Raw genomic sequence first — 21,511 nt, 5'->3', positions numbered from 1 at the left:
GCAACCGGGATCTTTCGCGGGTGTGCGAAACGGTAAAACAGTTAAGTTCCGGGCCAGTTACGCTATCAACGAAACCATCGTCACAAAGTCGTTGCGAAGCGGACCGGCCGGGCCTTGTTGGACAAGACCCGGCCGGTGACACGGTTTTGATGCCGGTTGACGCGACACGCTCGCCAACTGACCGTGGCTGGCTGCGAACCCGAAGGCCCCCTGGAGCGGGTGGTCAGCCGAGCAGGGAGCTGAGCTCGATCGACTCCAGCCCGTGCGCCTCGGCGACAGAGCGGTAAACGACCTGGCCCTCGTGGGTGTTGAGGCCCTTGGCCAGCGCCGCGTCCCGGCGCAGCGCCTCACGCCAGCCGCGGTTGGCCAGCTCGATGATGTACGGCAGCGTGGCGTTGGTGAGCGCGTTGGTGGAGGTGTTGGCCACCGCACCCGGCATGTTGGCGACGCAGTAGAAGACCGAGTTGTGCACCTGGAAGGTCGGCTCGGCGTGCGTGGTGGGACGCGAGTCCTCGAAGCAGCCGCCCTGGTCGATGGCGATGTCGACGAGCACGGAGCCCGGCTTCATCCGCGAGACCATCTCGTTGGTGACCAGCTTCGGCGCCTTGGCACCCGGGATCAGCACCGCACCGATGACCAGGTCGGCGTCGAGGACGGCCTTCTCCAGCTCGAAGGCGTTGGAGACGACGGTCTTCACCTTGGTGCCGAAGATCTTGTCGGCCTCACGCAGCTTGTTGATGTCGCGGTCGAGCAGCGTCACCTCGAAGCCCATGCCGACGGCGATCTGGGTCGCGTTCCAGCCGGAGACGCCACCGCCGATGACGACGGCCTTGGCGGGCGCCACACCCGGGACACCGCCCGGCAGCACGCCGCGGCCGCCGGAGTGGCGCATCAGGTGGTAAGCGCCGACCTGCGGGGCGAGACGGCCCGCGACCTCGGACATCGGAGCGAGCAGCGGCAGTGCGCGGTTGGCCAGCTCCACCGTCTCGTAGGCGATGGCGGTGGTCCCGGACTCCAGCAGCGCGTCGGTGCACTCGCGGGAGGCGGCCAGGTGCAGATAGGTGAAGAGGGTCTGGTCCTTGCGGAGCCGGTGGTACTCCTCCGCGATCGGCTCCTTGACCTTCAGCAGCAGGTCGGCGGTGGCCCAGACCTCGTCGGCGGTGCCGAGGATCCGCGCACCGGCCGCGACGTACTCCTCGTCCGGGATGGAGGAGCCGGTGCCAGCGCCCTGCTCCACGAACACCTGGTGCCCGTTGCGCACCAGCTCGTGCACCCCGGCGGGGGTGATGGCGACCCGGAACTCGTTGTTCTTGACCTCGCGGGGGATACCGACCTTCACGTCGATCACGGTCCTTGGCTCAATGAGAGATGCAGATGCCTGTCCGGACATAGCGCGGTAAAACGTCACACGCCGGACCTGACCGCGTTGCCCGCGGCTGGGTCAAGTCTAATGAAGGAAGACCCGCTGTCTAGCCTTACAAAGTGACTATTTTCGCCGAGGGAGCTAGTAGATTCGTAGGCGTGGTGGTCCGATTACGGACGGGCACCCTCGTGCCCGGCTCACCGGGCACCGGGTGCGCTCCGCCCCGCTCCACGACCCAGCAACTCCTCAGCCGCCGCCCGCTGCAACCTCGCCCCGGCCCGATCGCCGAGCCGCTCCAGGGCGTCGGCCATCCGCAGCAGCACGGCACCCTCCACCGGCGCGTCCGCCGCCTGCCGCGCCCAGTGCAGGGCGTCCCGGTAGGTGCGCAGCGACTCCTCCGGCTGCCCGGCGCGCTCCTGCACCCCGGCCGCCTCGCCCAGCGCCATCGCGTACCCGGAGGCGTCCCGCAGCCTGCGATGCGCCGCACCGGCGGCCCGCCACTCCCGCAGCGCGGCTGGGTACGCACCGGTGCGGGTGTGCAGCCTCGCCAGCCGGGCGTGCAGCCTGGCCTGCTCGACGTACTCGCCCCGCGACTGGCGCAGCGCCAGCGCCCGGCCGTACCAGTCCGCCGCCCGCTGCGGATCGTCCAGTTCCAGATAGCTGTCGCCCAGCGCCTCCAGCGCACGGCCCGCCGCGAAGCCGTCGTCGCCGGACCTCGCCGCGTCCAGGGCGCGGCGGTAGCGCTCCACCGCCTCCTTGGTCCGTCCGGCGGCGGTGTCCAGATCGGCGAGGTTGATCAGCGCGGCCGCCGTCTGCCGGGGCAGCGCCCGCCGCTCGGCGACCGCCAGCAGCAGGCCGTGCAGCTCGTACAGCTCCGGTAGCGCCTCGGTGTCGGCGCGGTGCGCGTTCAGCGCCCTGACCAGTGCGGCGATCAACCGCTGTGCCAGCGTGTCGAGTTCACCGTCGGCCACCGCGTCGCGCGCGGCGGCCAGCAGCACCGGCAGCCGCCCGCCCAGCCATCCCGCGGCCACCGCGGACGAGCCGAACCGCAGCGGCCGGGGCAACTCCTCCATCCTGCGGCGGGCGGGCGAACCGGCCGGTTCCGCGGCGGCCCGGCAGGACCGCAGCCGCCGTACGGTGCGCTCCAGCATCCGGGCCCTGGCCAGCCGCACCTCGGCGGGGCGCTCGTCCGCCGCCAGCCGCGCCCGCAGCAGCGGGTGCAGGCAGCCGGGGACGCGGAACCGTGCGTCCTCCTCGGTCAACTCCCCCGGCCCCAGCGGCACTTCGCGCTGGAGCAGCCCGTATCCGAGCAGCTCGCGGAGCATCGTCTGGGCGGTGCTCATCGGGCAGCCCGCCAGCGCGGACGCGGTGTGCGCGTCCAGCACGCCGTCCGGCGCCAGCGCCAGCAGCCGGGCCAGTCGGGCGACCGGTTGCGGCAGCCCGCCCAGCACCAGCCGGAAGGCCCGGTCGACGGGCGTGGGGGGAGCGCCGTCCCAAGGCAGCGCGCCGAGCTCGCGGATGGCGTCGGTCATCGACATCCCAGGCCGGGCGGCGAGCCATCCGGCCGTCAGGCGCAGCGCGGTGGGGTTGCCCCCGCACTCCTCGGCGAGCGCCTCGGTGGCGGTGGGGTCGCAGGTGACGCGGGTCGAGCCGACGAGCGCGGAGAGCAGTTCGACCGAGGTCGCCGAGTCCAGACCGCCCAGGGTGCACGGCCGTACGTCGGGGATCGCGGCGAGCGGTCCCTCGGAGGTGGCGATCACCAGGCCGCCGCCCGGCGGCAGCAGCGGCAGCACCTGGTCGGCGGTGGCCACGTCGTCCAGCACCATCAACACCCGGCGCCCGGCCAGCGCGGTACGCAGCACGGCGAGCGGATCCTCCGCCTCCGACGCGCCGTCCGCCACCGCACCGGTCCCGCCCAGCGCCCTCAGCACGGTGCGCGCGACGCGGATCGACGGCACGGGCTCGCCGTCGCCGCCGGTCAGCCGCAGGTAGTACCGGCCGTCGGGATACCGGTCGGCGACCTCGTGGGCAAGGCGGACGGCCAACGCGGTGCGGCCGGAGCCGGGGCGGCCCGCGACCAGCAGCACCCGGCAGCCGCCGTGGTCCTTGCCGCGCAGCGCGGCGAGGCCGGGGCGGTCGATGTCGGCGCGCAGCTCGCGCAGTTCACGGCCGCGCCCGACGAAGTACGGCGGCACCGCGGGCAGCGCGCAGGCGCCTGTCCGTACGGTCAGCGCGCGATCCGTCACGGGGCCACACTCCCGTTTTCCGTGTTACGCGGCGCGTGCCGCGCGTACACAGGAGGATACGAGCCCTGTCACCGGGCGGTCGGCGCAACCCGCTGTGATGATCACTCCATCGGATCATGGGGATTCGCGGGGGGTATCACGCGCGGGTGATCTTGGGTCGTGCGGGGGCCACGCCCCCACGGCGGCGGCGACCCGAAGGGGCGCGGGGCTGTGTTCATGTGCGGCTCCGCCGCGTGGGCGCGACCAGCCACGACGACGCCGCAGCCGATCGACGGGACCTCGCGGCACTTCCAGCGAAGCGCCTACTGCTCGAACGGGCGCGCTGGCCACGGTGCGTCGGCTGGGCGGAGGGCCTGCGGGCCGTCGCCGTTGAGGACTGCGCGCAGCGCCAACACCCCAACCGCCAGGCAGGAGTTGTGCAGCTCCCCCGCGAGGACGCCGCGCACCAGCTCGTCCAGCGGAACGCGGGCGTGCTCGAACTCGGCCTCCTCCGCCGAGGCCGCGAACCGCTCGCCCTCGGCATCCGTCAGCTCGCGGGCGAGGAAGATCCGGATCGCCTCGTCGGAGCCGCCGGGAGTGCTGTAGATGTCCACCAGCACCCGCCAGTCCGCCGCCTTGACGTGCGCCTCCTCGTACAGCTCGCGCTGCGCCGCGTGCAGCGGATGCTCACCGGGCACGTCCAGCAACCCGGCCGGGACCTCCCACAGCCGCTGCCGCACCGGATGCCGGTACTGCCGCAGCACCAGTACCCGGCCGTCCTCGTCGAGCGCCACCACGGCCACCGAACCGGGGTGCGTCTGGTAGTCGCGGCGGGCGGTGCTGCCGTCCGGCATCGTCACCAGGTCGCTGCGCACACCGGTCACCCGGCCGGTGAACGGCGTCTCGGTGGCCGAGACCGGCCACTCCTCAGGGGTGTCGTGAACAACGGGCTCATGCATGGGTCTTCGGCTCCTCCGGGGGGGAACGGCGGTGCCGGGGTGACCGCACACGTGGTCGCCCCGGCACCCTTTCGAGTCCGAGCTCAGGCCTTGGCCTTGGCCTGCTCCTTCACCGGCTCGGCCAGCGCGTCGGCGCCCTGCTGGCGGCGGACCGCCGCCGCGACCAGGCCCGCGAACAGCGGGTGCGGACGGGTCGGCCGGGACTTCAGCTCCGGGTGCGCCTGGGTGGCGACCAGGTACGGGTGCACCTCGCGCGGGTACTCCACGTACTCCACCAGCTTGTTGTCCGGCGAGGTGCCGGAGAAGACGATTCCGGCCTTCTTCTCCAGCTCCGCGCGGTAGGCGTTGTTGACCTCGTAGCGGTGCCGGTGCCGCTCCTCGACGTACGGCTCGCCGCCGTAGACCTCGCGCACGATGGAGCCCTCGGCGAGCTTGGCCGGGTAGATGCCCAGCCGCATGGTGCCGCCCAGGTCGCCCTTGCCCTCGACGATGTCGAGCTGCTCGGCCATCGTGGAGATCACCGGGTGCGCGGTGGCGGGGTCGAACTCGGTGGAGTTGGCGTCCTTGATACCGGCGCGGTTGCGGGCCGCCTCGATGACCACGCACTGCAGGCCGAGGCACAGGCCCAGCAGCGGGATCTTGTTCTCCCGGGCGTAGGCGATGGCCGCGACCTTGCCCTCCACACCACGGTCGCCGAAGCCGCCGGGCACGCAGACCGCGTCCACGTCCGCGAGCTGCCGCTCGGCACCGGCCGCGTCACGGCAGTCGTCCGAGGTGACCCACTTGATCTTCACCCGGGTGTTGTTGGCGAAGCCGCCCGCGCGCAGCGCCTCGGTCACCGACAGATAGGCGTCCGGCAGGTCGATGTACTTGCCGACCAGCGCGACCGTCACCTCGTGGGCGGGGTTGTGCACCCGGTCCAGCAGGTCGTCCCACTGCGTCCAGTCCACGTCGCGGAAGGGCAGGTCCAGGCGGCGCACGACGTACGCGTCCAGGCCCTCGCCGTGCAGCACCTTGGGGATGTCGTAGATCGACTTGGCGTCGATCGCGGCCACCACCGCGTCCTCGTCCACGTCGCACATCAGCGAGATCTTGCGCTTGATGGCGGTCGGCACCTCGCGGTCGGCACGCAGCACGATCGCGTCCGGCTGGATACCGATGTTGCGCAGCGCCGCGACCGAGTGCTGCGTCGGCTTGGTCTTCAGCTCGCCGGACGGGCCGATGTACGGCAGCAGGGAGACGTGCACGAAGAACACGTTGTCCCGGCCGACCTCGTGCCGGACCTGGCGTACCGACTCCAGGAACGGCAGCGACTCGATGTCGCCGACGGTGCCGCCGACCTCGGTGATGACCACGTCGACGTCGTCGGTGGCCATCCGCCGGATCCGCGACTTGATCTCGTTGGTGATGTGGGGAATCACCTGCACCGTGTCACCGAGGTACTCACCGCGCCGCTCCTTGGCGATCACCGAGGAGTACACCTGGCCGGTGGTGACGTTGGCCGAACCATCCAGGTCGACGTCGAGGAACCGCTCGTAGTGGCCGATGTCCAGGTCGGTCTCGGCACCGTCGTTGGTGACGAACACCTCGCCGTGCTGGAACGGGTTCATCGTCCCGGGGTCGACGTTCAGGTACGGGTCGAGCTTCTGCATGGTGACCCGCAGGCCGCGCGCCTTGAGCAGGGCGCCGAGGCTGGAGGCCGTCAGCCCCTTGCCGAGCGACGAGGCCACACCCCCGGTGACGAAGATGTGCTTGGTCGTCTGGTTTTTGCCAGGATGAGGCAGTGCCAAGAGGGGGCTCCCGTGGTCGCGAGGTGAGGATCAACGGCTCGGTGTGGGGTGGAGTCGTCGAGGCGGTTCAGTGGTTCAACCCACCGGCCCACGGGCTACCAGCGTATCAGCGGCTGGACCCGACCGCGTTCGGCGGCGCGGCAACCGCCCCGGCGAACCGCGCGCGGCGGCGTACGAGCGGGCCGCCGTTCACCGCCCGCGGTCACCGTGTCGCGCTGGGCGCACGGCTCACCCGACCGGCCGAAATCGGCCGTCCGGAGAACGCACGCGCCCCCCGTTCAACGTCGTATTCTGCTCGGACACTCTCTTCGTGCCGTCGGGTTCGGCGGCGCAGGAAGGGGCCATAGCGAGCCGGCCGGCACGGCATCATCCCCGCCCGCTCCCGAACTGTGAGACCGCCCCATGCGTATAACCAGCAAAGGGGCGCATCACGGTACAAGGGGGCACCGGAGCAAGGTTCGTCGAATACGCCAGACCTGGAATTCGAACGTCCCTCGGGACGGTTCAAGCTGTTCGACTGGAGATGTACGTGGCCGGGCGCATCGAGGACTACGCACTCATCGGCGACATGCAGACCGCCGCCCTGGTCTGCCGGGACGGTACGGCCGACTGGCTGTGCCTGCCCCGCTTCGACTCCCCCGCGGTCTTCGCGGGGCTGCTCGGCGCCGATGAGCACGGCTACTGGCGGCTGGGCCCGGCGTACCCGCACGGCACGCAGCCGCCCGCCGCGACGCGCCGCCGCTACCGCGGGGACTCCCTGGTGCTGGAGTCGGAGTGGGACACCCAGCGCGGCACCGTGCGGATCATCGACTTCATGCCGCCACGTGACGGCGCGCCGCAGTTGATCCGGATCGTTGAGGGGGTCAGCGGCCGGGTGCCGATGCGCTCGGCGCTGCGGATGCGCTTCTCCTACGGGGCGGTGGTGCCGTGGGTGCATCGGGTGGAGGACCCGCAGGCCACCGAGGGCCGCACGGTCGCGGTGGCCGGTCCCGACTCGGTGTGGCTGGACACCGAATGCCCCACGTACGGCAAGGACTTGACGACCTTCGCCGACTTCACCGTCTCCCCCGGCGAGCGGATCGCGTTCACCATCAGCTGGCAGCCCTCGCACCACCAGCCGCCCGCGATGCCGGACCCGGAGGCCTCGCTGGCGGCCACCGAGGAGTTCTGGCGCGACTGGGTCGACCACTGCACGTACCACGGCCCGTACCGGGACGCCGTCATCCGTTCGCTGATCACGCTGAAGGCGCTGACCTACGGCCCGACCGGCGGGATCGTCGCCGCGCCCACCACCTCGCTGCCGGAGGACATCGGCGGCGTTCGGAACTGGGACTACCGCTTCACCTGGCTGCGGGACGCGGCGATCACCCTGTCGTCGCTGCTGCGCACCGGCTACCGCGAGGAGGCCCGCGCCTGGCGCGAGTGGCTGTTGCGCGCGGTGGCCGGGGACCCGGAGAACCTGCAGATCATGTACGGGATCGCGGGCGAGCGGGAGTTGGGCGAGACGGAGCTGACCTGGCTGCCCGGCTACGAGGGCTCCAAGCCGGTACGGGTGGGCAACGGCGCGGTGCGCCAGCTCCAGCTCGACGTGTACGGCGAGGTCAGCGAGGCGCTGCACCTGGCGCTGATGACCGGTCTGGCCCGCAACGACTACGCGAGTCTGCTCCAGCTGAAGCTGATCCAGTACCTGGAGGACCACTGGCAGGAGCCGGACGAGGGCATCTGGGAGGTGCGCGGGCCGCGCCGCCACTTCGTGCACTCCAAGGTGATGGCCTGGGTCGCGGTGGACCGCACGGTCAAGCTGATCGAGTCCGGGGAGGTCGACGGGCCGCTGGAGCGCTGGCGCGAGCTGCGCGACGAGATCCACCGGGACGTGTGCGAGAAGGGCTACGACAAGGACCGCAACACCTTCACCCAGTCCTACGGCTCCAGGGAGCTGGACGCCTCGCTGCTGCTGATCCCGCAGGTCGGCTTCCTGCCGCCGGACGACAAGCGGGTCATCGGCACCATCGAGGCGATCCAGAAGGAACTGACGGTCGACGGCGGCTTCGTGCTGCGCTATCCCACCGAGGGCGCCCACGCGGGCGTGGACGGCCTGCCCGGTGACGAGGGGGCGTTCCTCGCCTGCTCGTTCTGGCTCGCGGACGACCTGGCGATGATCGGCCGGGTGGACGAGGCCCGGCAGCTGTTCGAGAAGCTGCTGTCGCTCCGCAACGACCTCGGGCTGCTCGCGGAGGAGTGGGACCCCCGGCGGCAACGGCAGGTGGGCAACTTCCCCCAGGCGTTCAGCCACGTGCCGCTGATCGACACGGCCCTACGCCTCACCGCCTCCGGCGCGTACGGGGGTTGAGCGAGGGGGGTTCCCGGGGGGGGTGGGGGCTTGCCCCCAGCGCTTTGCCCGGTGGAGGGGTTGGGGGCTTGCCCGGAGTAAATCCCGCAGCGGCGGCGCGGCGGAGCCCGGCGGTGCCGAACCAGCCGCACCCCGGGCGAAGAGACCGGGCGTCAGCCCACCCTCAACTCGTCGTAGACACTGAGGACTTGCGCGACGGTGTCGTCCTCACTGGGCCAGGTGGCCGCCTGTGCCCGACCCTCCGCGGCCAGCCGGGCGCGGTCGTCCGGGTCGGCGAGCAGTCCGGTGACGGCGCGAGCCAGGGCCCGCGCGTCCCCGTAGGGGACGAGCGCGGCCGCGTCGCCGACCAGTTCGGGGATGCCGCCGACCGCCGTGGCGACCAGCGGCACCCCGGCGTGCAGCGCCTCCTCGGCGATCAGCGGCCGGGACTCCCAGCGGCTGGGCAGCACCACCAGATCGGCCGCCGCGAGGAGTTCGGCGATGTCATCGCGCCGCCCCAGCAGCCGGACCGGCAGGTCCTCCGCGTCGATCCGGTGCTGGAGCGCCGGGCGGCAGCTGCCCTCACCCGCGATGGCGACCAGCGGCGGCGGTTCCAGGGACCGCCACTCGCGGGCCGCGTCCAGCAACAGGTCGTACCCCTTGTGCGGTTCGAGGCGGCCGACCGCCAGCAGCAACGGCTGGTCCATGGCGCCGAGTTCGGCGCGCCGCTTCTGCCGGGCGCACTCCGCGTCGGCGCCGGGCCGTTCCGGATCCAGCCGTGGCCCGGGCAGCGCGACCGGCGCCAACCGGGCATCCCGGGCACCCAACCGCCGTACCTGGTCGACGAGTTCCGACGAGGTACCGAGCACCACGGTGGCGGCTCTGGCCACCCGCCGTTCCAGCAGCCGCAGCAGGCCCGCGCGAGTGCCGGACGCGGGCTCGCTGCCGTGCCAACTGACCACCAGCGCCTGGCGCCTGGGCGCGGGGACCGCGAGCGAGGCCAGCAGTCCGGCGCGCAGCCCGTGCGCATGGATCACATCGGCGCGCGCACAGGCGGCCCGTAGCGCGGCGATGGCCAGCGCGTCCGCGCGCGGGCCCGGCCTGCCACCGATGTCCACGGGGGTGAACCGGGCGCCGGTCCCGGCGAATCCATACGCCTGGGCCGCCTCGGCGGGCCCGCACACCGTCACGTCCACCCCGCGCGCCACCAGCCCACCCGCCAGCGAGCTGACATGCGCACCGGCCGTCGTGCCGAGCACCTGCACGGCGTGCAACGGCCCGTACGGCGGGGTCTGGCTAGTGCTCACGCGGGGTACGGCTCCTGGGTAGGCGGCGTGCTTCGCTGGTTGAACGTACGGGATGGCAACGGAGGCACACCCGTTCGCCCCTGGATGTTCCTGTGCGGACGGGTGGATCGGTGTTCGGTTCGGGGGCTTGCGGTTCCAGGATGCCAGCAGGGGCCGACAGTACGAGGGCCGCTCCCCGGCTGGTGGGGGTGGGCGCTGGTGCGGGATCACCCATTTGAGTGGGTGTGAAGCCAACCGTCGCCTTAAGGGCGAAAGCCACCGTCAGCGCGGAAGACGTCCCCAGGTGTCAACTACCCGTATTCCTGGGGCAGTCCACAGTGCGTCGCCGTAACTCACCTTGTCACCGATCGCCGCCAGCGCGACCAGTACCGCCGCGTGCAGCGCCCGGCCGGTGCGGCCGTTCGCGGCCACGATCGACACACCGAGCGCCGCGCCCAGCGCATGCGCGCCAGCGTCCCCCAGCATGGTGCGCTCCCCCAGGTCGTCGGCGAGCACCGCCGCGGCGGCGGCGACCGGTCCGGCGGCCAACGCACTCCCGAGGCCACCGCGCAGCACGCCGGGCGCACCGGCGGTGAGCACCGCCTTGACCGCCCGGCCGGGGGCCACGTCCAGCAGGTTGGCCAGATGGGCGCTGCCCGCGATGACCACTGCGGCCAGGACCGCGTCCACCGGGCGTCGTCTGTCGATCAGCGCGCCCGCGGCCAGTCCCGCCGCGCCGATGCCCAGCAGTTTGACCGTGCCGGAGGTGACCCGGCCGTCGGCGAGCTTCCGTAGGTGGACCCGCAAGCCGCGCTCCTCGGCGGAGCCCGCCTGGTCGTCGTACGCCCCGCAGCCCGCCGCCGCGACCGTGGCGAGCAGCGCCGCCGCGCGGGTACGGCCCCTCAGGCCCGGGGCGGCCGCGGTCGCCAGCACAACACCGGCGGCGGCCGCCAGTCCGCCGTACAGGTCAACGGTGCGGCCCGCGTGGTTCTTGCGCAGCCAACGGTCGGCGCCGCCGGGTGCTCGGGCGCGCAGCGCACCGTAAGCGGCTCTTGTGGCGCCTGCCGCCACCAACGCGGTCCTGAACATGTGGCTCGTCCCCCTCCGATGGCTGCCTCACGGCCACCCCCACGCGGCCACCCCCATTGTCGGCCATCTCCGGCGCCCGCTTCGCGTAGGCACGGGCGGCGTGGCGGCGCACGCCGCCACGCCGGGGGGCTTGGTCGGCGTCACGGCGGGTTCTAACCGCCGGGCGGCGCGGTGCGGGGTCGCGCGCTGCCGACCCCACCTCGGCCACAAGCGGAAGGCGCCCCTCAGCGTGCGGCGCGCGCCGTCTCCAGGAGTTCCTCCGCGTGGGCACGGGCGGTGTCCGAATCCTCCAACCCCGCCAGCATTCGCGATAGTTCGCGCACTCGGTCCTCACCGTCGAGCACCCTGACGCCACTGCGGGTCACCGACCCGTCGTTCGTCTTCTCCACCAGCAACTGCCGGTCGGCGAAGGCCGCCACCTGCGGCAGATGGGTCACCACGATGACCTGAGCGGTCCTGGCCAGCCTGGCCAGCCGTCGGCCGACCTCCACCGCGGCCTTGCCGCCGACGCCCGCGTCCACCTCGTCGAACAGATACGTCGGCACCGGGTCGGATCCCGCGAACACCACTTCCACCGCGAGCATCACCCGGGACAGCTCACCGCCCGAGGCGCCCTTGGCGATCGGCCGCGCCGGTGCGCCCGGGTGCGGGGCGAGGTGCAGTTCCACCTCGTCGGCACCGCTCGCCCCGAAGGCCACGGCCCGCCCGCCGACCTCGATGCCGTCCGGGTCCTCGACCTGGCGGATCTCCACCGTGATACGGGCATGCGGCATCGCCAGCTCGGCCAGCTCGGCGGTCACCGCCGTGGCGAACCGTTCGGCCGCCGCCGTCCGCGCGTCTGTCAACGCCTGTGCCAACTCGCCGAGTTCGGCGCGCAGCGCGTCGCGCTCCGCGGTCAGCGCCTCGATCCGGTCGTCGTCGCCCTCCAGTTCGGCCAGCCGCGCCGAACCCTGCTCGGCCCAGGCCAGGACCGAGGAGATGTCCTCACCGTACTTGCGGGTGAGATGGGCCAGCACCGAGCGCCGCTCCTCAACCGCCGCGAGCCGCCGCGGATCCGCGTCCAGGTTGTCCGCGTAACCGGCCAGCTCGCCCGCCACGTCGGACAGCAGGATCCCGATCTCACCCAGCCGGTCGGCCAGCGCGGCGAGCGCCGGATCGTGCGAGCGCACGGACTCCAGGGCGCGGCTCGCTCCAGCCACCAGCGTGGTGGCGTCCACCCCCTCGGGGTCCTCCGGGTCCCCGGCGAGCGCGGAGTGCGCGGCGGAGGCCGCCGACGCCAGCGCCTCGGCGTGCCCCAACCGCTCGGCCTCGGCGGCCAGTTCGACGTCCTCACCGGGCAGCGGCTCGGCCGCGGCGATCTCGTTCAGGCCGAAGCGCAGCAGGTCCGCTTCCTGCGCCCGTTCCCTCGCCTTGGTCGTCAGGGTGTCCAGCTCGGTGCTCACCTCACGCAGCCGACGGTACGCGGACGCGTACTTCGCCAGCGGTACGGCGACCGCCTCGCCCGCGTACCGGTCCAGCGCCGCCCGCTGCCGGGCGGGACGCAGCAGGCCCTGCTGGTCGGTCTGGCCGTGTACCGCGACCAGGTCGTCGGCCAGCTCACCGAGCAGTGCGGCGGGCACCGAACGGCCGCCGACGTACGCGCGGGACCGGCCCTCCGCCGAGATGGTCCGGCTGACCAGCAGCGCGCCGTCGTCCAGCTCGGCCCCGGCGTCCTCGGCCCGTACCGCCGCCGCTGAGTCGGGGGCGACGCTGATCCGCCCCTCGACGACGGCCGACTTGGCGCCGATCCGCACCAGCGCGGCGTCGGCACGGCCGCCGAGCAGCAGGCCGAGGCTGGTGACGACCATCGTCTTGCCCGCGCCCGTCTCGCCGGTCACCGCCGTGAAGCCCGGCGACAACTCGACCACCGCGTCGTCGATGACGCCCAGGGAACGTATCCGCATCTCCTCCAGCACGGCACCGAGGATACGGCTCCGCCTGGGGTGCGTGGGGTTTACGCCCACCCTCCCCCCGTTGCCACCACCGCGAGCTTGACGTCGCGCTCGGGGGAAGCTCCCTGGCCAGCTGACCGTGCTACTGGGGTGCTCCCCGCCAACCGGCCACCGGCAGCGCGAACTTGGCGACCAGGCGGTCCGTGAACGACGCATGGTGCAACCGCGCGAGCCGTACGGGTACCGCCCCGCGCCGCACCTCAACGCGCGCCCCCGCCGGAAGCGGCACCGTGCGGCGCCCGTCGCACCACAGCACGCCGTGCGGCGTCTTCGGCTGGACCTCCACGGCCAGCACCGACCGCGGTGAGGTGACCAACGGCTTCGCGAACAGCGCATGCGCGCTGATCGGCACCATCAGCAGGGCCTCGACCTCCGGCCACACCACAGGACCGCCAGCCGAGAAGGCGTAGGCGGTCGACCCGGTCGGGGTCGCGAACACCACACCATCGCCGCCGAAGCCGGAGACCGGCCGCCCGTCCACCTCCGTGACGACTTCGAGCATCCGCTCCCGTGCCGCCTTCTCGACCGACGCCTCGTTGAGCGCCCAGTCGGTGTGCACCACGGTGCCGTTCTCCCGTACCAGGACGTCCAGCGTCATCCGTTCCTCGACCTCGTAGGCCCGGGTGACCACCCGGTCCACGACCTTGTCGAGGTCGTCGCGCTCCGCCTCCGCCAAGAAGCCCACCCGCCCGAGGTTCACCCCGAGCATCGGCACCCCGGACGCCCGGGCGAACTCCGCGCCGCGCAGCAGCGTTCCGTCGCCCCCCAGCACGACGAGCAGCTCACAGCCGTCCACCACGTCCGGCCGGGACTCCACCACGTCCACCGACGGCGGCAACGGCAGATCGACCGCCTCCTCGGCCAGGATCCGCACGCCTATCCCACAGCGCAGCAAGCCCTGCACCACGCGCTCGGCGCTGCGTACGGCCGCCGGACGGCCGGTGTGCGCCAGCAGGAAGACGGTGCGTTCGCCCGACGTATTCGATCCGCTCAACGAGGCCCCTCCGCTACGGCTCGATCCACATCCGCCGGGTCGAGTTCTGGCGCCCCGGCACGCAGCCACAGAAAATATTCGACGTTGCCGGACGGTCCCGGCAGCGGGCTGGCGGTCACCCCGAGCACCCCGAGCCCCAACTCGGCCGCCTGCGCGGCCACCCCCCGCACCGCCTCGGCCCGCAGTTGCGGACTCCGTACCACCCCACCGCTGCCCAGTCGCTCCTTGCCCACCTCGAACTGCGGCTTGACCATCAGCACCAGGTCCGCGTCCGGCGCCGCGCACCGCACCAACGCGGGCAGCACCAGCCCGAGCGGGATGAACGACAGATCACCGACGATCACGTCCACCGGCTCACCGTCGAGCTGCTCAAGCGTCAACTCGCGTACGTTCGTACGGTCCTTGACGGTGACCCGTTCGTCGCTCTGCAACGACCAGGCGAGTTGACCGTAGCCCACGTCCACCGCGACCACGTGCGCCGCACCCGCGCGCAGCAGCACATCGGTGAAGCCGCCGGTGGACGCCCCCGCGTCCAGACAGCGACGGCCCTCGACGCGCAACCCCAGCGGGGTGAACGCGGCCAGCGCGCCCGCGAGTTTGTGCCCGCCACGGGAGACGTAGTCGGGATCGCTCTCGTCCTTGGAGACGACCAGCGCGGCGCTGGTCTCCACCTGGGTGGCGGACTTGGTGGCGGTGGCCCCGCCCACGGTCACCCTCCCGGCGGCGATCAACTGGGCCGCGTGCTCGCGCGAGCGCGCGAGTCCACGGCGTACCAGTTCCGCGTCGAGGCGCCGCCTTGCCTGTCCTGCCACGCTCTGTTCAGCTCCTGTCGTCGTGTCTCCGGTTCGGGCCGGGCGGCCCTGGCCGGGAATCAAGTGCGGTGAGGGTGTCCCGCAGCCCTCGGTGTACATCCTCATACACCTCGATGTGGCCCTCGGTCGGCAGGTCGTCGGCATCCGCCAGCCGCTCCAGCAGCGCGTCCACGTCCGCGTTCCCGGTGCGTTCGAGGGTGACTCCGAGGGGGTGGGGGGGTGGTTGTTCCGGGGTGGAGAGGGGGGATTGTTGCGGTTCCGGGTGAGTCGGGAGGGGGGATGGTTGCGGTTCGGGGTGATTGGCGGCGCGGGCTGCTTCTGGCTCGGCGTGGGTGGTGCGGGCTGGTTCCGGTTCCGGTTCGGGGTCAGGGGCCGTGGCCGATTCGGTGGCGGTGGCGGTGGCGGTGGATTGTTCCGGTTCGGGGGCCGGGGAGGGCTTCAGTTCGGTCTGGGGGGACGGTTCGGCCGCTGGGTCCGTTGCGGTGCCCTGGGCGGGCGTCTGGTCACTCATCTCCTGGCCCCGTGCTTCCCTGCGCCTGGGGCGAACCCGCTGCCGACTTCTTGGCGGTTGTCGACTTCTTGGGAGTTGTCGACTTGGCGGTTGCTGCCTTCTTGGCAGGAGTTGCCTTCTTTGCCGTCGTCTTCCCTTGAGGTGTCTTCTTGGCTGCCGCAGTCTCCCTGGCTGGGGCCGCCTTTTGGGCCGCGGCTGTCTTCTTCGCGGGGGCCTTCTTCGCCGTCGTCTTCTTGGCGGGAGCCGTCGTCTTCTTGGCGGGAGCCGTCGTCTTCTTGGCGGGAGCCGTCGTCTTCTTGGCGGGAGCCGTCGTCCGCTTCGTCGGAGCGGCCTTCTTCGGCGCCTCCGGTGCCTTCTCCTCGTCCACCCGGACCCGCTCGCGCGCGGCGGACGGCGGCTCGGCCGGGGCGGTCGGCTCCTCGGGCTCGCCCTCCAGGCTGCGTACCCGGCGCTCCAGTGCCTCCAGGATCACGCCGACCTTGGTCACCTCGTCCGCGAGGCGGCTGACCCGGGCCTTCGTCTTGTCGGCCTCTTCCCTGATCAGACCGAGCAGCAGGTCGCGATTCGCGCGCCCGGAGGCGATCAGCTCGTCCGCGAGGCTGTGTACCTCCGGCGGGATCCGCTCACCGATCCTCTTCTGGAGCTCGTCCATGTCGATCCCAGCTTGGTCCAGAAGCTCCCGAGCCGCTCCCGCCGCCCGCCGTCGGGTGGCCTCGGTCAGGCCCTCCGCGATCTGTAGACAGGTGCGCAGCGCGTCACGCAATGCCCTCACTCCTCGCCTCACCATTGACGCCGATGGTCATGACGCTACCCTGTGCCACCCCGCTTCCGTCGTGCGGAAGCCCCTGGAAACCCCCAGGAAAACCCCTGGGCCCGGGCCGCGTCCGCCATCCAAACCGCCCTGCCCCGCGCAGGTGTACGGTCGCCGGTACGCGCACCACACCGCGCGCCGCCGAAGCACGTACCAGCGACACAGGAGCAGCCCCACCGATGGCGACCATCGAGGAGTGCCGCGAGGCACTCGACCGGTTGTCGGAGAACCTCGCCCAGGCCGAGGGTGACGTACGCAGCGCAGCCGCCCTCGACCGGTCGTTGAGCTGCCGGATCACCGATCTCGACATCACGTTCATGGGGCGTCTCGCCGACGGCCACATCCGGGACGTGATTACAGTGCCCGGGCCACCGCCCGAGCGCGCCCAGATCCGGCTGTGCCTGGCGGGCGACGACCTGGTGGCGCTGGTCAACGGCGAACTGCACTTCGCCAAGGCCTGGGCGAGCGGCCGGGTCAAGCTGGAGGCCGGGCTGCTCGATCTGCTGCGCCTGCGCTCCCTGCTGTAGCGCGGGCTACAGTTCCAGCTGGCCCAGCGCCTTGTCGGCGTCCAGTTCACAGGCCGAATCGCCCGCCGCCGTCCAGGCCGCCGCGCACAGCGCCCGCAGGCCGTCGTACGGGTCCCCCGCGCCTTCGACGCACAGTCGGTCGCTGTGCGCCGAGGCGGTCCAGCCACCGCATCGGAAGCCGTTGCCGTCCGGCTCCACCTCCGGCTGTGGGGCCAGCAGTCCGCGCAGGTCGGCGGCGAGATAGGTCGGCCGGTGCCGGGGCTCGGCCGCGACCAGTTGCGCGGGCGCGGTCACACCGGTGAGGACGAGCAGCGAGTCCACTCCGCCGACGTAGGCGCCCTCGATGTCGGTGTCCAGCCGGTCGCCGACCACCAGCGGTCGCCGCGCACCGGTGCGCAGAATCGTTTCCCGGTGCATCGGCGGCTGCGGCTTGCCCGCCACCTTCGGTTCGCCGCCGGTGGCGATGCGCACCACCGCCACCGCCGCGCCGTTGCCGGGCAGGATGCCGCGCGGGCTCGGAATGGTCAGATCCGTGTTGGACGCGTACCACGGCACCCCGCGCGCCACCGCCAGCGCCGCCTCCCCCAACCGTCCCCACGGCAGATCGAGGCCACCGTACCCCTGCGCCACGGCGGCCGGACCGTCGTCCGCCGCGTCCACCGGCACCAGCCCGCGCTCCCGCAGCGCCACCCGCAGCCCCTCGCCGCCGATGGCCAGCACCTTCGAGCCGGACGGCACCTCGTCGGCGATCAGCCGCGCGACCGCCTGGGCCGAGGTGATCACGTCCTGCGGCTGTGCCGGAACGCCCAGCTCCGTCAGGTGCTCCGCCACCGCGTCGGGCGTGCGCAGCGCGTTGTTGGTGACGTACGCGAGGTGCATACCGGCGGCGCGGGCCGTGCCCAACGACTCGACGGCGTACGCGATCGCGATGCCGCCCGCGTACACCACCCCGTCGAGGTCCAGCAGCGCGGTGTCGTAAGCCGTGTGCAGCGGCCGCTCGCTGCCGTCCGGCCGGGTCCGCAGGGTCTGCCGGTTCATCGCTCGTCGCTCCCTCTCCTCGCCGCGCACCGCGCGCGGTTCTGACGCATCTTCCCAGGCGCTGATCCCAGATCGCCGCCGGGCACATAGCATGCTCTGATGAGCACTCCAGGAGCATCCCCTGGGCTTCGCCATGGGGAACCCCGGCCACCGCGCGGTCTACAGCTCGCGCCCTTCCGCGGTCTGCGCTACGTCCCCGACCGGGTCGGCAGCCTGTCCGCGGTCACCTCGCCACCGTACGACGTCGTGGTCCGGCCGGATGGGCTGCACCAGTTGGAGACCGCCGACCCGCACAACATCGTCCGGTTGATCCTCCCGCAGTCCGGCGACCCCGCCGACCGCCACGCACAGGCCGCGCGCACCCTGCGCCACTGGCTGGAGGAGGGCGTGCTCGCCGCCGACCCCGAACCGGCGCTGTACGTGTACGAGCAGTACAGCGACGCCTCCGGGCTGCAACGCGGCCTGATCGGCGCACTACGGCTGACCACCCCGGACGAGCACGTCGTGCTGCCGCACGAGGATGTGATGCCGGAGCCCGTCGCCGACCGGGCCGGGCTGATGCGGGCCACCGGCGCCAACCTGGAGCCGCTGCTGCTCGCCTACCGCGGTGACGGCGGCGGCGACTACGACGGTTCCGGCGGGCACGGCGGCAGCGTCACCGCGCGGATAGTGGAGCGCACCGCACAGCAGCCGCCGCTGCTGGCCACCACGACCGAGGACGGCACCCGGCATCGCCTGTGGGCGATCACCGACCCGAAGCAACTCGCCGCCGTCGAAACCGACTTGGCCCCCCGGCAGGCCCTGATCGCCGACGGCCACCACCGGTGGGCGACGTATCTGCGGCTGCGCGACGAGCAGCGACGCACCGGCGCGTCCGGACCGTGGGACCGCGGTCTGGTGCTCCTGGTGGACACCGCGCGCTATCCGCTGCGGGTGCGGGCCATCCACCGGGTGCTGCAGCACATGCCGGTCTCGCGGGCGCTGGCGGCGCTTCAGGACGTGTTCCAGGTCGAGACGCTCCCCGGGCCGCTTCCAGCCGCCCTGGACGCGCTGGCGGCCAACAAGGAGAGCGGCGGGAACACCTATCTCCTCGCGGGCGACGGCTCGTTCCACCTGCTCACCCGCCCCGACGAGCGCCTCATCGAAGAATCAGTGCCATGCGACCGCCCCGAGGCCTGGCGCCGACTGGACGCCACCGTGCTGCACAGCGTGCTGATCGACCGCCTCTGGCAGGTGCCCGATTCTCCGGAGCACATCGGCTACGTCCACGACGCGATGGCCGCGGTACGGCAGGCCGAACGGCTGGGCGGCACGGCCGTGTTGCTGCACCCGGTGCCGGAGTCGACCGTCCTGGATCTGGCCCGGCAAGGCGTGATGATGCCGCACAAGTCGACCTCCTTCGGTCCGAAACCTGCTTCCGGGCTGGTGTTGCGGAGCCTTGAACTCGGCTGAGGACATCGGAAGGGCGCCCCGCCGTGTGGCCGGGGCGCCCTTCCGCATGTTCTGCTGCCTGTTATACGGCTTGTTCGTTCTGCCGTCGGCTCAGGCCTGTTCGCCCGGCTCCTTGAACGGGTCGTCCAGGAAGGAGGACGGGGCCGCCTCACCCTCCTTGGAACCCGCTTCCGGCCGCGGTTCCGGCTTGGGGTCGGTGTCCTGCGGCTTCGCCTGTGCGGCGGGCTCGGCCTCCGCTTCGGGCTCCGGCTTGGCCTCCGATTCCCGCTCCGGCTTGGCTTCCGATTCCGCACTGGCCTCGGGGGCTTCGTCATCCGCCTCGGCGGACGGGTCGAGGGCGTCCACGAACTCGACGCCGTCCAGCTCGGCGAGCCGGTCCGACGCGTCGGTGGTGCCGCTCTGGTCAGCCTCCAGCGCCTTGCCGAACCACTCCCGGGCCTCATCCTCGCGGCCGACGGCCAGCAGCGCGTCCGCGTACGCATAGCGCAGCCTGGCGGTCCACGGGTGTACGGCGTTCGACGCCAGCTCCGGGCTCTGCAGCGTCACCACGGCGGCGTCCGCCTGGCCCATGTCGCGGCGGGCGCCAGCGGCGACCAGCCGCATCTCCACCTGGCCCGCCCGGTCCAGCTTCTGCACCTCCGGCTCACCGGCCATGGCCAGCGCCCGCTCCGGACGCCCGAGCCCACGCTCGCAGTCCGCCATCACCGGCCACAGCTCCGCCGAGCCCGTCATCCGACGCGCGGCCCGGAACTCGGCGAGCGCCTCGGAGTAGCGCGCGGTCGAGTAGGCCGCGAAGCCCATCGCCTCACGCACAGCGGCCACCCGGGACGCCAGCCGGAACGCGACCTTCGCGTAGGCATACGCCTGCTCCGGGTCGGTGTCCAGCAGCCGGGCCACCATGACCAGGTTCCGCGCGACATCCTCGGCGAGGGTCTTCGGCAGGCTCTGCAGCTCCTGGCGAACGCTCTTGTCGATCTCCTGTCCGGTCACGTCATCCGGAATCGGCAGCCGCTTGACGGCCTGGCGCTCCTCGCGCGCCTCGTCCCGGCCCGCGTTCTCGAACCGGCCACGCCCCGGCGAGTAGGTACGCCGCTCGCGCGAGCGCTCGTCGCCCTTGCGCCCGTGGCCGCCACCACGGCCCCCGCGCTCGTCGTCGCGGCGGAACCCACCCCGTTCGTCGTCACGGCGCGGACGGTCATAACGCGGACGATCCTCGCGGGGACGATCCTCACGACGGTCATCGCGGGGACGGTCATAACGAGGACGCTCATCGCGGCGGAACCCACCACGCTCATCGTCACGACGCGGACGGTCATAACGCGGACGATCCTCGCGGGGACGATCCTCACGACGGTCATCGCGGGGACGGTCATAGCGCGGACGGTCCTCACCACGACGGTCGTCACGAGGACGGTCGTAACGGGGACGCTCATCGCGGCGGAACCCACCACGCTCATCGTCACGACGCGGACGGTCATAACGCGGACGATCCTCGCGGGGACGATCCTCACGACGGTCATCGCGGGGACGGTCGTAACGGGGACGCTCGTCACGGCGGAACCCACCACGCTCATCGTCACGACGCGGACGGTCATAACGCGGACGGTCCTCACCACGACGGTCATCGCGGGGACGGTCATAACGAGGACGCTCGTCACGGCGGAACCCACCACGCTCATCGTCACGACGCGGACGGTCATAACGCGGACGATCCTCACTCCGACGATCATCGCGGGGACGGTCATCGCGGCGGAACCCACCACGCTCATCGTCACGACGCGGACGGTCATAACGCGGACGATCCTCGCGGGGACGATCCTCACGACGGTCGTCACGGGGACGGTCATAACGCGAGCGCTCATCGCGGCGTCCGCTGTCATCACGGCGGTCGTCCCGGCGGTCGTCACGCCAGTTGTCCCGCGGCCGGTCATAGCGGGGGCGGTCGTCCCGGCGGAAGCCGCCGCGCTCGTCGTTACGGCGCGGACCACCGCTACGGAAACCGCGCCGGTCGCCAGCGCCCGCGTTCCGCTCCCTGCGCTCGGGCCGATCCGAGCGGCCCTCGGACGAGTTGGACATCGACGTGACTCCTTGGTTCGTACTGCTGTAGTGCCAGTTTCTCGTACTCAGGGGAAGAGTGCGCACCGGCCGGAAAACAAAAAGACCCTCGGTCCCAGCTCTTAGGCCGGGACCGAGGGTCCATAAGAATTGTTCGGCGGTGTCCTACTCTCCCACAGGGTCCCCCCTGCAGTACCATCGGCGCTGAAAGGCTTAGCTTCCGGGTTCGGAATGTAACCGGGCGTTTCCCTAACGCTATGACCACCGAAACACTATGAA

General features: G+C 72.0%; 17 protein-coding genes and 1 rRNA gene. 4 read left to right on the top strand and 14 right to left on the bottom strand.

Translation table 11 applies throughout. From position 1 onward, the window contains the following. Nucleotides 1-223: 223 nt before the first annotated feature. From ald to pyrG, 4 genes are all read right to left on the bottom strand, one after another. Entirely contained in the window at nucleotides 224-1,339 is a 1,116-nt protein-coding gene (ald, locus tag NON19_RS06590) for an alanine dehydrogenase (RefSeq protein WP_255925962.1), read from the bottom strand. 221 nt (nucleotides 1,340-1,560) lie between these two features. Continuing rightward, a complete protein-coding gene (locus NON19_RS06585; RefSeq protein WP_255925693.1) occupies nucleotides 1,561-3,609 on the bottom strand; it encodes a tetratricopeptide repeat protein in 2,049 nt (682 codons plus the stop codon). Between the two features lie 302 nt (nucleotides 3,610-3,911). Next, nucleotides 3,912-4,547 carry an NUDIX domain-containing protein gene (locus NON19_RS06580; RefSeq protein WP_255925692.1) on the bottom strand — a complete coding sequence of 212 codons (636 nt, stop codon included), beginning with the start codon at nucleotides 4,545-4,547 and terminating at the stop codon, nucleotides 3,912-3,914. An 83-nt stretch (nucleotides 4,548-4,630) separates the two neighbouring features. Next, nucleotides 4,631-6,337: a CTP synthase gene (gene pyrG / locus NON19_RS06575; RefSeq protein WP_372514012.1), complete on the bottom strand. Its 1,707-nt coding sequence runs from the start codon at nucleotides 6,335-6,337 to the stop codon at nucleotides 4,631-4,633. A gap of 529 nt (nucleotides 6,338-6,866) precedes the next feature. Between pyrG and NON19_RS06570 the strand changes: the two genes are divergently transcribed. Then, the gene (locus tag NON19_RS06570; protein ID WP_255925691.1) at nucleotides 6,867-8,687 is read left to right on the top strand and encodes a glycoside hydrolase family 15 protein; all 1,821 of its coding nucleotides are present in this window, start codon (nucleotides 6,867-6,869) and stop codon (nucleotides 8,685-8,687) included. Between the two features lie 152 nt (nucleotides 8,688-8,839). Here NON19_RS06570 and NON19_RS06565 read toward each other — a convergent pair whose 3' ends face one another. The 7 genes from NON19_RS06565 to NON19_RS06535 all read right to left on the bottom strand — a co-directional run bounded on the left by NON19_RS06565 (nucleotide 8,840) and on the right by NON19_RS06535 (nucleotide 16,121). Continuing rightward, nucleotides 8,840-9,973 carry a glycosyltransferase family 4 protein gene (locus NON19_RS06565; protein WP_255925690.1) on the bottom strand — a complete coding sequence of 378 codons (1,134 nt, stop codon included), beginning with the start codon at nucleotides 9,971-9,973 and terminating at the stop codon, nucleotides 8,840-8,842. A 261-nt stretch (nucleotides 9,974-10,234) separates the two neighbouring features. Continuing rightward, complete coding sequence (locus NON19_RS06560; RefSeq protein WP_255925689.1) at nucleotides 10,235-11,041, bottom strand: hypothetical protein; 807 nt, start codon at nucleotides 11,039-11,041, stop codon at nucleotides 10,235-10,237. A 224-nt stretch (nucleotides 11,042-11,265) separates the two neighbouring features. Then, nucleotides 11,266-12,984: a DNA repair protein RecN gene (gene recN, locus NON19_RS06555; protein WP_255925960.1), complete on the bottom strand. Its 1,719-nt coding sequence runs from the start codon at nucleotides 12,982-12,984 to the stop codon at nucleotides 11,266-11,268. Between the two features lie 130 nt (nucleotides 12,985-13,114). Then, complete coding sequence (locus tag NON19_RS06550) at nucleotides 13,115-14,026, bottom strand: NAD kinase (RefSeq protein WP_255925688.1); 912 nt, start codon at nucleotides 14,024-14,026, stop codon at nucleotides 13,115-13,117. Then, nucleotides 14,023-14,838, bottom strand: a complete 816-nt coding sequence (locus NON19_RS06545) for a TlyA family RNA methyltransferase (RefSeq protein WP_255925687.1) — start codon at nucleotides 14,836-14,838, stop codon at nucleotides 14,023-14,025. Before NON19_RS06545 ends, NON19_RS06550 begins: the two co-directional genes overlap by 4 nt. A 7-nt stretch (nucleotides 14,839-14,845) precedes the next feature. Next, complete coding sequence (locus tag NON19_RS06540) at nucleotides 14,846-15,010, bottom strand: hypothetical protein (protein ID WP_372514011.1); 165 nt, start codon at nucleotides 15,008-15,010, stop codon at nucleotides 14,846-14,848. A 331-nt stretch (nucleotides 15,011-15,341) separates the two neighbouring features. Further along, the gene (locus tag NON19_RS06535; RefSeq protein ID WP_255925686.1) at nucleotides 15,342-16,121 is read right to left on the bottom strand and encodes a histone; all 780 of its coding nucleotides are present in this window, start codon (nucleotides 16,119-16,121) and stop codon (nucleotides 15,342-15,344) included. A 218-nt stretch (nucleotides 16,122-16,339) separates the two neighbouring features. Here NON19_RS06535 and NON19_RS06530 point away from each other — a divergent pair, with 218 nt between their 5' ends. Continuing rightward, entirely contained in the window at nucleotides 16,340-16,687 is a 348-nt protein-coding gene (locus NON19_RS06530) for a sterol-binding protein (RefSeq protein WP_255925685.1), read from the top strand. 6 nt (nucleotides 16,688-16,693) lie between these two features. On the opposite strand, the gene NON19_RS06525 is transcribed toward NON19_RS06530, so the two are convergent. Next, complete coding sequence (locus NON19_RS06525; RefSeq protein ID WP_255925684.1) at nucleotides 16,694-17,725, bottom strand: HAD hydrolase-like protein; 1,032 nt, start codon at nucleotides 17,723-17,725, stop codon at nucleotides 16,694-16,696. 99 nt (nucleotides 17,726-17,824) lie between these two features. On the opposite strand from NON19_RS06525, the gene NON19_RS06520 reads away from it, so the two are divergent. Continuing rightward, nucleotides 17,825-19,177 carry a DUF1015 family protein gene (locus NON19_RS06520; protein WP_255925683.1) on the top strand — a complete coding sequence of 451 codons (1,353 nt, stop codon included), beginning with the start codon at nucleotides 17,825-17,827 and terminating at the stop codon, nucleotides 19,175-19,177. A 90-nt stretch (nucleotides 19,178-19,267) separates the two neighbouring features. Here the strand turns inward: NON19_RS06520 and NON19_RS06515 are convergent, their stop codons facing one another. Further along, entirely contained in the window at nucleotides 19,268-20,185 is a 918-nt protein-coding gene (locus NON19_RS06515) for a tetratricopeptide repeat protein (RefSeq protein ID WP_255925959.1), read from the bottom strand. Nucleotides 20,186-20,299: 114 nt separating this feature from the next. On the opposite strand from NON19_RS06515, the gene NON19_RS06510 reads away from it, so the two are divergent. Then, nucleotides 20,300-21,358, top strand: a complete 1,059-nt coding sequence (locus NON19_RS06510) for a hypothetical protein (protein WP_255925980.1) — start codon at nucleotides 20,300-20,302, stop codon at nucleotides 21,356-21,358. A 26-nt stretch (nucleotides 21,359-21,384) separates the two neighbouring features. Here NON19_RS06510 and rrf read toward each other — a convergent pair. Further along, nucleotides 21,385-21,501 (bottom strand): 5S ribosomal RNA (gene rrf, locus NON19_RS06505). Nucleotides 21,502-21,511: the final 10 nt, after the last annotated feature.

It is taken from the genome of Streptantibioticus rubrisoli (assembly GCF_024436055.1).
In the GTDB taxonomy this organism is placed as follows: Bacteria; Actinomycetota; Actinomycetes; order Streptomycetales; family Streptomycetaceae; genus Streptantibioticus_A; species Streptantibioticus_A rubrisoli.
Note: the sequence above shows the minus strand (reverse complement) of the source record. Positions and strands in the feature narration are given on the sequence as shown.

Coding starts and splice junctions, on each gene's coding strand:
- NON19_RS06580 (WP_255925692.1), bottom strand. CDS start 4,547: ATGCATGAGCCCGTTGTTCACGACACCCCTGAGGAGTGGCCGGTCTCG.
- NON19_RS06560 (WP_255925689.1), bottom strand. CDS start 11,041: ATGTTCAGGACCGCGTTGGTGGCGGCAGGCGCCACAAGAGCCGCTTAC.
- recN (WP_255925960.1), bottom strand. CDS start 12,984: ATGCGGATACGTTCCCTGGGCGTCATCGACGACGCGGTGGTCGAGTTG.
- NON19_RS06530 (WP_255925685.1), top strand. CDS start 16,340: ATGGCGACCATCGAGGAGTGCCGCGAGGCACTCGACCGGTTGTCGGAG.
- NON19_RS06525 (WP_255925684.1), bottom strand. CDS start 17,725: ATGAACCGGCAGACCCTGCGGACCCGGCCGGACGGCAGCGAGCGGCCG.
- NON19_RS06520 (WP_255925683.1), top strand. CDS start 17,825: ATGAGCACTCCAGGAGCATCCCCTGGGCTTCGCCATGGGGAACCCCGG.